The 13,772-nt window shown below is 71.8% G+C and carries 7 protein-coding genes; 4 read left to right on the plus strand and 3 right to left on the minus strand.

The window, feature by feature from the left end; all coding sequences use genetic code 11:
• The first annotated feature begins 228 nt into the window (after window positions 1-228).
• Both ACFWXO_RS10800 and ACFWXO_RS10805 read left to right on the plus strand, forming a co-directional pair.
• Window positions 229-1,446 (plus strand): thiolase family protein, encoded by a 1,218-nt coding sequence (locus tag ACFWXO_RS10800; RefSeq protein ID WP_375888284.1) that lies wholly within the window; start codon window positions 229-231, stop codon window positions 1,444-1,446.
• Window positions 1,447-1,448: 2 nt separating this feature from the next.
• A complete protein-coding gene (locus ACFWXO_RS10805) occupies window positions 1,449-3,596 on the plus strand; it encodes a 3-hydroxyacyl-CoA dehydrogenase NAD-binding domain-containing protein (RefSeq protein ID WP_380523223.1) in 2,148 nt (715 codons plus the stop codon).
• 109 nt (window positions 3,597-3,705) lie between these two features.
• Here the strand turns inward: ACFWXO_RS10805 and ACFWXO_RS10810 are convergent, their stop codons facing one another.
• The 3 genes from ACFWXO_RS10810 to ACFWXO_RS10820 all read right to left on the minus strand — a co-directional run bounded on the left by ACFWXO_RS10810 (window position 3,706) and on the right by ACFWXO_RS10820 (window position 8,735).
• On the minus strand, window positions 3,706-5,232 hold the full coding sequence (locus tag ACFWXO_RS10810; RefSeq protein ID WP_375888279.1) for an ArnT family glycosyltransferase: 1,527 nt from the start codon (window positions 5,230-5,232) through the stop codon (window positions 3,706-3,708).
• Between the two features lie 157 nt (window positions 5,233-5,389).
• Window positions 5,390-7,294, minus strand: a complete 1,905-nt coding sequence (dxs, locus tag ACFWXO_RS10815; RefSeq protein WP_380407892.1) for a 1-deoxy-D-xylulose-5-phosphate synthase — start codon at window positions 7,292-7,294, stop codon at window positions 5,390-5,392.
• A gap of 262 nt (window positions 7,295-7,556) precedes the next feature.
• A complete protein-coding gene (locus ACFWXO_RS10820) occupies window positions 7,557-8,735 on the minus strand; it encodes an ROK family protein (RefSeq protein ID WP_375888275.1) in 1,179 nt (392 codons plus the stop codon).
• Between the two features lie 468 nt (window positions 8,736-9,203).
• On the opposite strand from ACFWXO_RS10820, the gene ACFWXO_RS10825 reads away from it, so the two are divergent.
• Both ACFWXO_RS10825 and pepN read left to right on the plus strand, forming a co-directional pair.
• Window positions 9,204-10,874: a PQQ-binding-like beta-propeller repeat protein gene (locus ACFWXO_RS10825; RefSeq protein ID WP_380523224.1), complete on the plus strand. Its 1,671-nt coding sequence runs from the start codon at window positions 9,204-9,206 to the stop codon at window positions 10,872-10,874.
• Window positions 10,875-11,080: 206 nt separating this feature from the next.
• On the plus strand, window positions 11,081-13,660 hold the full coding sequence (gene pepN / locus ACFWXO_RS10830; protein ID WP_375888273.1) for an aminopeptidase N: 2,580 nt from the start codon (window positions 11,081-11,083) through the stop codon (window positions 13,658-13,660).
• The last annotated feature ends 112 nt before the right edge of the window (window positions 13,661-13,772 follow it).

Consider the following 13,772-nt stretch of genomic DNA (forward strand, 5'->3'; position numbering starts at 1 on the left):
GGGGGGGGGCGCCCCCTCTCCGGCCCGCCCCCCCCTCACGGCGTTCCCGGGGAGCCTTCCTGGTCGCGGTGGTGCCGGACGTGTCGCGGGACACATGGTCAGAACCCTCCGAGGGGCCTGGGCAGGTTGGTTACCGACCGGTAGCATGGCTTCTGACGCGGCGCCGCTCGGGATCTTCCGGCGGCAGCCTGCACACCCGAAATGTTGGTCCCTGGGAGGAGAGCCCCCGTGCCTCGTACCGCGAGGGACGTCGTCTTCGTCGATGGCGTCCGCACCCCGTTCGGCAAGGCCGGCCCGAAGGGCATCTACCACGAGACCCGCGCCGACGACCTCGTCGTCAAGTGCATCCGGGAACTCGTGCGCCGTAACCCGAGCCTGCCCGTCGAGCGCATCGACGAGGTCGCCATCGCGGCCACCACGCAGATCGGCGACCAGGGTCTGACCATCGGGCGCACCGCCGCCCTGCTGTCCGGCCTGCCGAAGTCCGTGCCCGGCTACTCGATCGACCGCATGTGCGCCGGCGCCCTGACCGCCGTGACCGCCACCGCGGGCGGCATCGCCTTCGGCGCGTACGACGTGGTCGTGGCCGGTGGCGTGGAGCACATGGGCCGCCACCCGATGGGCGAGGGCGTGGACCCGAACCCGCGCTTCGTCTCGGAGAAGCTGGTCGACGAGTCCGCCCTGTTCATGGGCATGACCGCGGAGAACCTGCACGACCGCTTCCCGCACATCACCAAGGAGCGCTGCGACGCCTACGCCGTGCGCTCCCAGGAGAAGGCCGCCAAGGCGTACGCCAACGGCGACATCCAGCCGGACCTGGTGCCGATCACGATCCGCAACACCAACCCCGAGGTCGGCGAGACCGGCTGGGGCCTGGCCACCGTGGACGAGCCGATGCGCCCGGGCACCACGATGGAGTCGCTGGCCGGCCTCAAGACCCCGTTCCGCCCGCACGGCAACATCACCGCGGGCAACTCGGCCGGTCTGAACGACGGTGCCACCGCCTCGCTGCTGGCCGCCGAGGACGTCGCCGAGGAGCTCGGCCTCCCGGTCAAGATGCGCCTGGTCTCCTACGCCTTCGCGGGCGTCGAGCCCGAGGTCATGGGCATCGGCCCGGTGCCGGCCACCGAGAAGGCGCTGGCCAAGGCCGGTCTGACCATCGACGACATCCAGGCCTTCGAGGTCAACGAGGCCTTCGCCGTCCAGGTGCTGTCCTTCCTGGACCACTACGGCATCGCGGACGACGACGAGCGGGTCAACCCGTTCGGTGGCGCGATCGCCTTCGGCCACCCGCTGGCCTCCTCGGGCGTGCGCCTGATGAACCAGCTGGCCCGCCGCTTCGAGCAGCGCCCGGACGTCCGCTACGGCCTCACCACGATGTGCATCGGCTTCGGCATGGGCGGCACCATCATCTGGGAGAACCCCCACTTCGAGGGTGGTAAGTGAGCATGAGCAACACCACTGAGCTGCTCCAGCAGGGCGCCGAGCTGTTCCCGGGCGAGGTCGTCACGACCGCGCACGTGCGCCACCTGGACCTGCCGCTGCAGGCCGGCAAGCTGGCCATGATCACCCTGGACAACGGCTTCGACCACACCAAGCCGACCACCTTCGGCCCGGGCTCGCTGCTCAAGCTGTCCGAGGCGCTGGACCAGGTCGAGGCCGAGGCCGCCGAGGGCAGGATCGTCGGCGCCGCGATCACCGGCAAGCCGTTCATCTTCGCCGTCGGCGCCGACCTCAAGGGCGTCGAGCTGCTCAAGCAGCACGCCGACGCGCTGGCCATCGGCAAGGGCGGCCACGAGGTCTTCAAGCGGATCGCCGCGCTGCCCGTCCCGACCTTCGCCTTCTACAACGGCGCGGCCATGGGCGGCGGCGTCGAGGTCGGCCTGCACTGCGACTACCGCACGGTGTCCGCGGGCGTTCCGGCCTTCTCGCTGCCCGAGGTCTTCCTCGGCCTCGTCCCCGGCTGGGGCGGCTGCACCATCCTGCCGAACCTGATCGGTGCCGGTAAGGCCGTCAAGGTCATCATCGAGAACTCGATGAACCAGAACAAGCAGCTCAAGGGCAAGGACGTGTTCGAGCTGGGGATCGCCGACGCGATCTTCGAGCCGGCCGACTTCCTGGAGCAGTCGCTGCTGTGGGCCGCCCAGGTCCTCAAGGGCGACCTGGTCGTCGAGCGCGAGGCGATCGACCGCGGCAAGGCCTGGGACGACGCCGTCCTCTGGGGCCGCATGGTCGCCGACGCCAAGGTGCACGGGGCCGCTCCGGCCGCGTACAAGGCGCTGGACATCATCGCCGCCGTCAAGGACGCCGACCTCGCCGACAAGGCCAGCCTCCAGGCCGGCTTCGACGCCGAGGACGCGGCCCTGGCCGACCTCATCATGAGCGGCGAGCTGCGCAGCGGCATCTACGCCTTCAACCTGGTGCAGCGCCGGGCCAAGCGCCCGTTCGGTGCGCCGGACAAGTCGCTGGCCCGCCCGGTCTCCAAGGTCGGCATCGTCGGCGCCGGCCTGATGGCCTCGCAGCTGGCGCTGCTGTTCGCCCGCCGTCTGGAGGTGCCGGTGGTCCTCACCGACATCGACCAGGAGCGCGTCGACAAGGGCGTCGGCTACGTCCACACCGAGATCGACAAGCTGCTCGGCAAGGGCCGGATCGGCCAGGACAAGGCCAACCGCCTCAAGGGCCTGGTCAGCGGCTCGCTGGACAAGGCCGTGGCCTTCGGCGACGCGGACTTCGTCATCGAGGCCGTGTTCGAGGAGATGGGCGTCAAGCAGACCGTCTTCGCGGACCTGGAGGCCGTGGTCTCGCCGACCTGCGTGCTGGCGACCAACACCTCCTCGCTGTCGGTCACCGAGATGGCCTCGAAGCTCCAGCACCCCGAGCGGGTCGTCGGCTTCCACTTCTTCAACCCGGTCGCGATCCTGCCGCTGCTGGAGATCGTCCGCGGCGAGCAGACCGACGACGCGTCGCTGGCCACCGCCTTCGCCGTGTCGAAGAAGCTCAAGAAGACCTCGGTGCTGTGCAAGGACGCCCCGGCGTTCGTGGTGAACCGGATCCTGACCCGCTTCATGGGCGAGATCCAGAACATCATCGACGAGGGCACCCCGATCGCCAGCGTCGAGAAGGCCGTCGAGCCGCTCGGCCTGCCGATGTCCCCGATCGTGCTGCTGGAGCTGGTCGGCCCGGCCATCGCCCTGCACGTCTCGGAGACCCTGGCCGGCGCCTTCCCGGAGCGGTTCACCGTCTCCGAGAACCTCGGCAAGGTGGTCAAGGCCGGCAAGCGCGGCTTCTACACCTGGGTGGACGGCAAGCAGGTCCTCGACCCCGAGGTGCTGGAGCTGCTGAGCTTCGGCGACTCGGTGCTCACCGAGGAGCAGGTCCTGAACCGCTCCCTGGAGGCCGTGGCCCAGGAGATCGGCCTGATGCTGGAGGAGGGTGTCGTCGGCGAGGCCCAGGACATCGACCTCTGCATGATCACCGGCGCCGGCTGGCCCTTCCACCTGGGCGGGATCACCCCGTACCTGGACCGTGAGGGCGTCTCGGAGCGGGTGACCGGCAAGAAGTTCCTCGCCCCCGGCGTGGCCTCGGTGCCCGCGTAAGGCGTAGCGGTACGAGCGGAGCCCCCGGCGACCTGGTCGCCGGGGGCTCTCGCGTACGCGGTGCCGGGCCTCGGTGCTCGAGGCGGTACCTCGGTGCTCGAGCGGTGCCTCAGTGCTTGAGGCGGTAGACGACGGTGTCGCCGATGACGCCGATCATCTCGTAGTGGGTGTCCAGCAGGTTCTCGATCCGCGGGACCAGCACCGGCTGGTACGGGGCGACGCCGGAGTCGTCCACGAAGACCTCGGGCAGGCCGTTGGCGAGTTCCTTGTCGAAGGTCTGCCAGGCGTTGTTGACGCTGAACTGCTCGCCGACGTTGCCGCTGCCGTCCTTGCCGCCGCTGTAGTTGGTGAGGAAGCCGGCGGTCAGGTAGCGGCTCGCGGGCTTGCGGTCGGCCAGCCAGTACAGCTCGGGGTGCATGCCCCAGACCAGCACGGTGTCCTTGGGGGTGGTCTGGGCGGCGACCGCGGTGGCGACCTCGGTGTTGCGGCTCATCTGCTCCCCCGGCCAGGCCAGCGCCAGGCCCCAGAAGACCGTGGCGGCGACCGTGGTGTACACCAGGACGGGCTTCCAGCGGATCGCCGAGGTGGCGACCGCCCCGGTGCCCAGCAGCACCAGCGGGGGCATCAGCTGGAGGTAGTAGTGGCCGAAGAAGTGGAAGCCCACGCTGACCGCGACGGCCGAGGAGAGCAGCCAGACCCACAGGTCGGTGGTCGAGCCGTGCTCCTCGCCGGCCACCGGCAGCGGGCGGTGGCGGTACTTGAACCAGAGCCGGCGGCCGACCGGGAACAGGAAGCCGAGGCCCGCCGCGGCCAGGATGCCGAGGTTGCCGAAGGCCCGGCCGAGCATCTGCAGCCAGGCGCCGCCGAAGGAGGCGTAGTCGCCGCTGCCGGTGACCACCCAGAAGAGGAAGCCCTTGGGCTTGGTGAGGATGACCGCCACCAGCGCTATCGGCACCGCGAAGCCGAACCCGATCTTGAACAGGGCGGGCGGCCAGCGCACCCCGCGTCGGCGGGCGTCCTGGAGGAGCATCCAGAGCACCGGCAGCAGCACCGCGCCGCCGGTCTGCTTGGTCAGCGAGCAGAGCGCGACCGCGATGCCCGCGGCCAGCCAGCGGCGGCGCTCGGCGTACCGGAAGGCGGCCACCATCGCGGGCAGCATGAAGACCTCGAAGGTCGCCGCCTGGGTGTCCTCCGGGGAGAGCCCGATGGAGACCAGCAGGTAGAGCAGTCCGGCGCCGGCCCCGGCCCGGTTGCCCCAGCGGCCGCGGGCGATCGAGGCCAGCAGGATCGCGGTGACCAGGTGGGCCGCCACCGCGAGGGTGCGCAGCGGCCACAGCGAGGCGGAGCCGAAGACGGCGAAGCAGGCCTGGTAGAGCCAGGGCAGCAGCGGCGGCTTGCGGTCCACCACGGTGTCGTAGAGCACCCCGCCGTCCGCGAGCATCCGGGCCTGGGTGGCCAGGAAGCCTTCGTCCGGACTCCAGACGGGCCGGGCGAAGGACGGGATGTGGGTGGCCACCGCGACCAGGGTGAGCAGCGGCACCAGCCTCGTCCAGTACCCCTGTCGGATGTGGGTACGGGCGCGCGCGGGCAGGCGGTCGACCAGTCCGTCGAGGCGGGGGCGGGTGGGGGTGGGCACGGTTGACAACCTACCGGGCGGGAACGGCGCGGAGAGCGCCGGTCCCGCCATTCAGTGCGATTGTCAGCTCGTCCCGCGACGAACTGTTACGCAGAGACGACAATCGGGCGTCGGCGGAACGGGCGGCGGGTGGCCGGCCCGTTCCACCGGGGGCGGTTCAGGCCTCGACCGGCGCCGCGTCCAGCTTGGCGACCAGGGCGCCCACCTTCTCGGCGATGGCGGGGGCGGTCAGGCCGATCTCGGCCAGGATCTCGTTCCGGCTGGCGTGGTCCAGGAACTCCTGCGGGATGCCGAAGTCGCGCACCGGCACGTCCACGTCCGCGTCCCGCAGTGCCTGCGCGACGGCCGCGCCGACGCCGCCCACCCGGCCGTTGTCCTCGATCGTGACGACCACCCGGTGCTCGGCGGCCAGGCCCGGCAGGGCCTCGTCCACCGGCTTGACCCAGCGCGGGTCCACCACGGTGGCGGTGACGCCCCGGGCGGCCAGCAGGTCGGCCACCTCCAGGCTGGTCGGGGCCATCGCGCCGACCGAGACGATCAGCACGTCCGCGCGGTGGGCGCCGGAGGGCTCCCCGGCGGCGCGCAGCACGTCCATGCCGCCGACCCGGCCGACCGCGGCGACGGCCGGACCGACCGAGCCCTTGGAGTAGCGCACCACCGTCGGGGCGTCCTCGACCTGGACGGCCTCGCGCAGCTGGGCGCGGACCTGGTCGGCGTCGCGCGGGGCGGCCAGCCGCAGGCCCGGGACGACCTGGAGGATCGACATGTCCCACATGCCGTTGTGCGAGGCGCCGTCCGTGCCGGTGACGCCGGCCCGGTCCAGTACGAAGGTGACGCCCAGCTTGTGCAGCGCGACGTCCATCAGGACCTGGTCGAAGGCGCGGTTCAGGAAGGTCGCGTAGACCGCGAAGACCGGGTGCAGCCCGTTGGTGGCCAGGCCGGCGGCGCTGGTGACGGCGTGCTGCTCGGCGATGCCGACGTCGAAGATGCGGTCCGGGAACTCCTTGGCGAACGGCGCCAGGCCGACCGGGTGGAGCATCGCGGCGGTGATCGCCACGATGTCCTCGCGCTCGCGGCCGAGCGCGACCATCTCCTCGCCGAAGACCGAGGTCCAGTCCTTGCCCGAGTTCTTGACCGGCAGGCCGGTGTCCGGGTGGATCACGCCGACGGCGTGGAAGCGGTCCTCGTCGTTGTTCTCGGCGGCGTGGTAGCCGCGGCCCTTCTCGGTGAGGCAGTGCACGATCACCGGGCCGCCGAAGCCGCGCGCCTTGGTCAGCGCCGACTCCAGGGCGGTCAGGTCGTGGCCGTCGATCGGGCCGATGTACTTGAGGCCGAGGTCCTCGAACATGCCCTGCGGGGCGATGAAGTCCTTGAGGCCCTTCTTGGCGCCGTGCAGCGTCTCGAACAGCTGCTGGCCGACCACCGGGGTGCGCTGCAGGGCGTCCTTGCCCCAGGACAGGAAGCGCTCGTAGCCCTGGGTGGTGCGCAGGGTGGCGAGGTGGTTGGCGAGGCCGCCGATGGTCGGCGAGTAGGAGCGCTCGTTGTCGTTGACGACGATGACGACCGGCAGGTCCTTGGCGTCGGCGATGTTGTTCAGCGCCTCCCAGGCCATGCCGCCGGTGAGCGCGCCGTCACCGATCACGGCGACGACCGGGTCCGCCTTGCCCTGGATCTTGTTGGCCTTGGCCAGGCCGTCCGCGTACGAGAGGACCGTGGAGGCGTGCGAGTTCTCGATCACGTCGTGCTCGGACTCGGCGCGCGAGGGGTAGCCGGACAGGCCGCCGCTCATCTTCAACCGGGAGAAGTCCTGGCGGCCGGTGAGCAGCTTGTGGACGTAGCTCTGGTGGCCGGTGTCGAAGAGGATGCGGTCGCGCGGGGAGTCGAAGACCCGGTGCAGGGCGATGGTCAGCTCCACCACCCCGAGGTTGGGTCCGAGGTGGCCGCCCGTCTTGGAGACCTCGGTCACCAGGAAGGTCCGGACCTCCTGGGCCAGTGCGGCCAGCTGTCCGGGCGTGAGCCGGTCGAGATCGCGCGGTCCCCGAATGCGGGTCAGCAGGGCCACCCGTTCCTCCTCGTTCAGTGTTCGCGGACCACGGACGGTCCGACGGGCGTCGCCGCCCGGTCCGGCGGCAGGCCGGTGGTCGCGGCCGGTACCGACCGGTCGAGTCTAATGTCCGCTACGCGGACGCCGAGCGGCGCGCCCGGTGCCACCGACCGGTTACCGCCATTCCCGGAGGTCGGTCGGGGGGCGCGGGTCAATCCTCATTGACGAACGGACGTTCTCCGGCGGTTGCGGCCGGACGGGTGAACGGGCCGGGCGGCGGTCAGTGCCGGCCGAGCGCCCCGGACTCGCCCATCTCGCTCATCACCAGGGCCAGCGCGCCCAGCACCTCGGCCCGGCCGCCCAGGGTGCCGGGGACCACCGACAGCTGGCGGGCCGCGCTGGGGATCGCGTAGCGGGCCACCGAGTCGCGGATCGGGGCCAGCACCAGCTCACCGGCCTCGGCGAGGTCGCCGCCCAGGATCACCCGGCGCGGGTTGAGCAGGTTGCACAGGGTCGCCACGCCCGTACCGATCTGGCGCCCGGCGTCGGCGATCACCCGGCGGCAGCCCAGGTCGCCCTGGTGGGCCAGCTCCACCACCCGGGGCAGGGTGAGGTCCGGGCCGAGGGTCGAGGTGAGCAGCGACAGCAGGTAGCGGGAGCCGACGAAGGTCTCCAGGCAGCCCCGGTTGCCGCAGCGGCAGACCGGGCCCGCCTCGTCCAGGGTGATGTGCCCGATCTCACCCGCGGTGCCGCCCGGACCCCGGTAGATCTGGCCGTTGACCACCAGGCCGGCGCCGACCCCGCTGGCGATCTTGATGTAGGCGAGGTCGCTCAGGCCGCGGCCGGCCCCCCAGACCAGCTCGCCCAGCGCGCCCAGGTTGGCGTCGTTGTCCACGTGCACCGGCATGCCGAGCCGCTCCGCCAGCTCCCGGCCCGGGGCGATGCCCGTCCAGCCCGGCAGGATCGCGGTCGAGCCCAGCGCACCGGTCTCCACGTCGATCGGGCCGGGCACGCCGAGGCCCACCCCGATCACCTTCTCGGGACGGAAGCCGGCCTGCGCGAGGAGGCGCGCCACCATCGCCTCGGCGCGGTCGAAGCCCTGCGCGGCCGAGACGTCCACGTCGATCGGGGCGCTCTCCTCGGCCAGCACCCGGTGGGCGAGGTTGCCGACGGCCACCCGCAGGTGGGTGTGGCCGAAGTCGATGCCGACCACGATGCCCGCGTCCCCGCTCAGCGAGACGCTGCGGGCGCGGCGGCCGCCGGAGGAGGTGTCGGCGACCACGACGGTGCCGCTCTCCTTCAGTTCCCGCACGATGTTGGAGACGGTGGCCGCGGAGAGGCCGGTGCCGCGGGCGATCTCGGCCTGGGTGAGCGAACCGGCCATCCGTACCGCGCGGAGCACCCGTTCCAGGTTCGCCCGGTGCAGGGACGACTGTGAGCCCGGTGTGTCCGTCGACATGATCCACCCTCCCAGGGTGGGGAACCCTCCGCCGGGTGTCCCCTTCAACTCCTGAAGGGTACGGGTCGGGGGCCGGCGGGTGGGGGCCGCTGCGCGGGCCCGCGGCGGGCGGGGGCGCGGGGCTAGCGGTGGGCCGGGGTGCGGGGCCCGCGGCGGGCCGGGCGTGGGGGCGGGGTGGCCGGGGGGTGAAGGTGTTGCGCGGTGGGGGGAGGCGGGGCCCGGATCGGGTGGTCCTGGGAGCGGGCGAAAACCGGCCGCCACTAGCATGGTGCCCAATCTCACCCGTCCCACCGGGCCGCGGTCGGTACCGGCAGGGGGACGCATCCAGACATGACGGGGAATCAGATGGCAGGGGATCACCCTACGCCGGGTGCAGGCGATGCATCCGGCAGCGGCCCGCAGGGCAATCGGGGCGTTTCGTTCGGGCGGCCGGCGGGCGGTGTGGATCCTGCCGCCGTCGCGGACCAGATGACCCAGCTCGACGGCTCGGCGGTTCCGGGGCAGGGCGGGCCGCCGGCCCAGCCTCCGATGCCCCCGGCACCCCCGGCGCCCCCGGTCCAGCCCCCGGCGGGTGGGGCCGACTACGCCGCGTACGCGCCGACGGCCGCCGGGATGCCGGCCCAGCCTCCGGCGGGTGCGCCGATCGGCCCGTACGACCCGGCGCCCGGCGGGGGCTACCCCGGGGCGGACGCGGGGCAGGGCTACGGCGGCGGGTACAACTACCAGCAGCAGCCGGGCTACTACCCCGGTGCGCCGGTGCCGGCGGCCCCGAAGCAGCGCAACCCCGTGATGCTCTGGGGCGGGATCATCGGCGGTGTGCTGGCGATCGCCATCGTGATCGGGCTGGTCGTGCTGCTCAAGCCCAGCCCCAAGCCGGACCCGGGCCCCGGCCCGGTGGCGAACTCGGGCGGCACCAGCACCGTCGGCGGCGACAACGGCGGGAACACCGTCGCTCCGGCGCCCGCGCCGGACGGCACCAAGGCCACGTTCAACGTCGCCTGGAACGCCCCGACGCCCTCCAACACCGATGCCACCAACCAGCTGCTGGGCATCTGGGGCACCGACAAGTACGCCGTCCGCGTCGACAGCGACGGCGTCAAGGCCTACAACCTGGTCGACGGCAAGCAGGCCTGGAACATCCCGGTGCCGTCCGGCAGCAAGGAGGTGTGCAGCGCCTCGTACACCGCCAACTCCAAGAACGTCGCCGCCGTCGCCTTCAACACCGGTGACTACGACTGCTCCACCATCGGCGCCGTGGACCTCACCTCGGGCAAGCTGCTGTGGACCGTCAAGGCCACCGCCGACCGGCTGTCCCAGCCGACCCTGAGCGTCACCGACAACGTGGTCGCCGTCGGCGGCAACGCGGTGGCCGGGCTGAACATCTCCAACGGCCAGCCCGCCTGGCAGTACCAGCCCCGCGACAAGGACTGCACCATGCGGGCCCGCGCGGCCGGCAGCCAGATCGCCATCAGCGACCGCTGCTACATGACCAGCGGCCCGAAGTCGCAGCTGGTCATCGTGAACGCCGACTCCGGCAAGGCGGCGAGCAGCCCGATCACCCTGACCGGCACGATCGAGCAGGTCGACTCGGTCGTCCAGGACAAGCCGCTGGTCCTGGTGATCACCAACGGCCCGAACGGCGACTACATCCTGCCGTTCGACAAGGACAACAAGCCGGGCAACCAGATGTCCGTCAAGGAGGCCGGCTCGGACAGCCTGCGCCTGTCCGGCCAGGACACCGCCTTCACCCGCAACGTGGTGAGCGGCAGCACCCTGTACGTCCAGGTCAACCCGACCAAGCCGGCCATCAACGCCTACGACCTGAACACCGGCAAGCGCCTGTGGGCGGCCAGCCCCGGTTCGGCCAGCGGCAGCGACATCCGCCTGGTCACCGGCACCGACAAGGACGGCAAGGTCCGCGCCCTGGTCTCGCAGGGCTACGACAAGCCGTCCCGGCTGGTGACGCTCTCGCCGACCGACGGCTCGATGACCGACATCGGCACCGTCGCGAACGCGAACGGGAAGTTCGACATCAGCATGAGCACCTCGGTGTACTACGTCTCGGACGACGGCAACGCGGTCTACGCGTTCCGCCGGTACACCAACACCGACGGTCCGCTGACCAAGTGGCGGAAGTGACGCACTCCGGTCGGTGAGGGCAGTGAGGGCGGGGCGGGTCGGGGCCGGTTGGCCCGGGCCCGCCCCGCCCCCGTTCTCCGGCCGGTTCTCGGGGCGGGATTTCCGGGCGGGTTTCCGGCCGGGTTCTCCGGTCGGGATTTTCCGGCCGGGTCGCTCGTCGGGCATGCGAGGATTCGGTCCATCAGCCTGACGAAGGAGTGCAGCGAGTGCCCGGCACCAACCTGACCCGCGACGAGGCCCGTACCCGGGCCGACCTCATCCGGGTGGACGCGTACGACATCGAGCTCGACCTCGGCTCGGCCCGCGAGGGCGGTACCTTCCGGTCCACGACCGTGGTCCGGTTCTCCGCCACGACCCCCGGCGCCGACAGCTTCATCGACCTCGTCGCCCCCGGCGTCGAGGAGATCACCCTCAACGGCACGTCGCTCGACCCGGCGAGCTTCGCCGACAGCCGCATCCCGCTGCCCGGCCTGGCGGCGGAGAACGAGCTGCGGGTCGTCGCGAACTGCGCCTACAGCAACACCGGCGAGGGCCTGCACCGGTTCGTCGACCCGGTCGACGGCGAGACCTACCTGTACACCCAGTTCGAGGTGCCGGACGCCCGCCGGGTCTACGCGAACTTCGAACAGCCCGACCTCAAGGCCACGTTCAGGTTCACCGTGACGGCCCCCACCGGCTGGGTCGTGGTGTCCAACTCGCCCACCCCCGAGCCGGTCGGCGAAGGCCCCACCCAGGTCTGGGAGTTCGAGCCCACCGGCCGGATCTCCAGCTACATCACCGCGCTCGTGGCCGGCCCGTACGTCGGGGTCTTCGACACCTACGAGAACGGCGAGCAGCGCGTGCCGCTGGCCGTGTACTGCCGCCCCTCGCTGCGCGAGTTCCTCGACGCCGAGGCGATCTTCGAGGTCACCAAGCAGGGCTTCGACTACTTCCAGGCGAAGTTCGACTTCCCGTACCCGTTCCCCAAGTACGACCAGCTCTTCGTCCCGGAGTTCAACGCCGGCGCGATGGAGAACGCGGGCGCCGTCACCCTGCGCGACCAGTACGTGTTCCGTTCCAAGGTCACCGACGCCGCGTACGAGGCGCGCGCCGCGACGATCCTGCACGAGCTCGCCCACATGTGGTTCGGCGACCTCGTCACCATGGAGTGGTGGAACGACCTCTGGCTCAACGAGTCCTTCGCGACCTTCGCCGAGGCCGTCTGCCAGGCCGAGGCCCCCAGCTCCAAGTGGCCGCACTCCTGGACCACCTTCGCCAACCAGATGAAGACCTGGGCCTACCGGCAGGACCAGCTGCCGTCCACCCACCCGATCATGGCGGAGATCAACGACCTGGAGGACGTCCAGGTCAACTTCGACGGCATCACCTACGCCAAGGGCGCCTCGGTGCTCAAGCAGCTGGTGGCGTACGTCGGCCAGGACGCCTTCTTCGAGGGCGTGCGCGCCTACTTCAAGCGCCACGCCTGGGGCAACACCCGGCTCAGCGACCTGCTCGGCGCCCTGGAGGAGGCCAGCGGACGCGACCTCAAGGCGTGGTCCAAGTCCTGGCTGGAGACGGCCGGCATCAACGTGCTGCGGCCGTCGGTGGTGCTGAACACGGACGGCGAGATCGAGTCCTTCGCCGTGCTGCAGGAGGCCCCCGCGCTGCCGGCCGGCGCCAAGGGCGAGGCCGTGCTGCGGCCGCACCGCATCGCGATCGGGTTCTACGAGCTGGTCGACGGTTCGCTGGTGCGGACGGACCGGATCGAGCTGGACGTCGACGGCCCGCGCACCGAGGTGCCGGAGCTGGTCGGCCGCCACCGCCCGGCCGTCGTGCTGCTGAACGACGACGACCTGTCGTACGCCAAGATCCGGCTGGACGAGGACTCGATGGCCGTCGTCACCGAGCACCTCGGCGGCTTCACCGAGTCGCTGCCGCGCGCGCTGTGCTGGGCCTCCGCCTGGGACATGACCCGCGACGGCGAACTGGCCGCCCGCGACTACCTGTCGCTGGCGCTCTCCGGCATCGGCCGGGAGAGCGACATCGGCGTCGTGCAGTCCGTGCAGCGCCAGGTCAAGCTGGCCCTGGACGCCTACACCGACCCGGACTGGAGCGAGCAGGGCCTGCTCCGCTGGGCCGCCGCCGCCGAGGAGCACCTGCGCACCGCCGAGGCCGGCAGCGACCACCAGCTGGCCTGGGCCCGCACCTTCGCCTCGGTCGCCCGCACGGACGCCCAGCTCGACCTGCTGGCCGGGCTGCTGGACGGCTCGGTCGAGCTCAAGGGCCTCGCCGTGGACACCGAGCTGCGCTGGGCGCTGCTCGCCCGGCTCTCCGCCACCGGCCGGGCCGACGAGGCCGCGATCGTCGCGGAGCTGGAGCGGGACAACACCGCGGCCGGCCAGGAGCACGCGGCCAGCTGCCGCTCCGCCCGCCCGACCGCGGAGGCCAAGGCCGCGGCCTGGGCCTCGGTGGTGGAGTCGGACACGCTCACCAACTACGTGCAGGAGGCCGTGATCGCGGGCTTCCAGCAGTCGGACCAGCGGGAGCTGCTGGCGCCGTACGCGGAGAAGTACTTCGCCGCGGTGAAGGACATCTGGGAGACCCGCAGCCACGAGATCTCGCAGCAGATCATCGTCGGCCTGTACCCGGCGTTCCAGGTGACGGAGGAGACGCTCGCCGCCACGGACGCCTGGCTGGCCTCGGCCGAGCCGGCGCCGGCGCTGCGCCGTCAGGTCGTCGAGTCGCGGGCCGGGATCGAGCGCGCGCTCAAGGCCCAGGTGGTCGACAAGGCGGCCGGGGCTCGCTGAGCCGGCTGGTGAAGGCCCGAAGGGGCGCCGGACCGATACTACGGCCCCCCCTCGGGGGTGCGGGGGGGGCGGGTGGTCCAGTAGCGGGGGCGCGGGGGGGCCGCGGGGGTTT

Origin of the sequence: Kitasatospora sp. NPDC059088 (assembly GCF_042738155.1) — a bacterium.
Lineage (GTDB): Bacteria > Actinomycetota > Actinomycetes > Streptomycetales > Streptomycetaceae > Kitasatospora.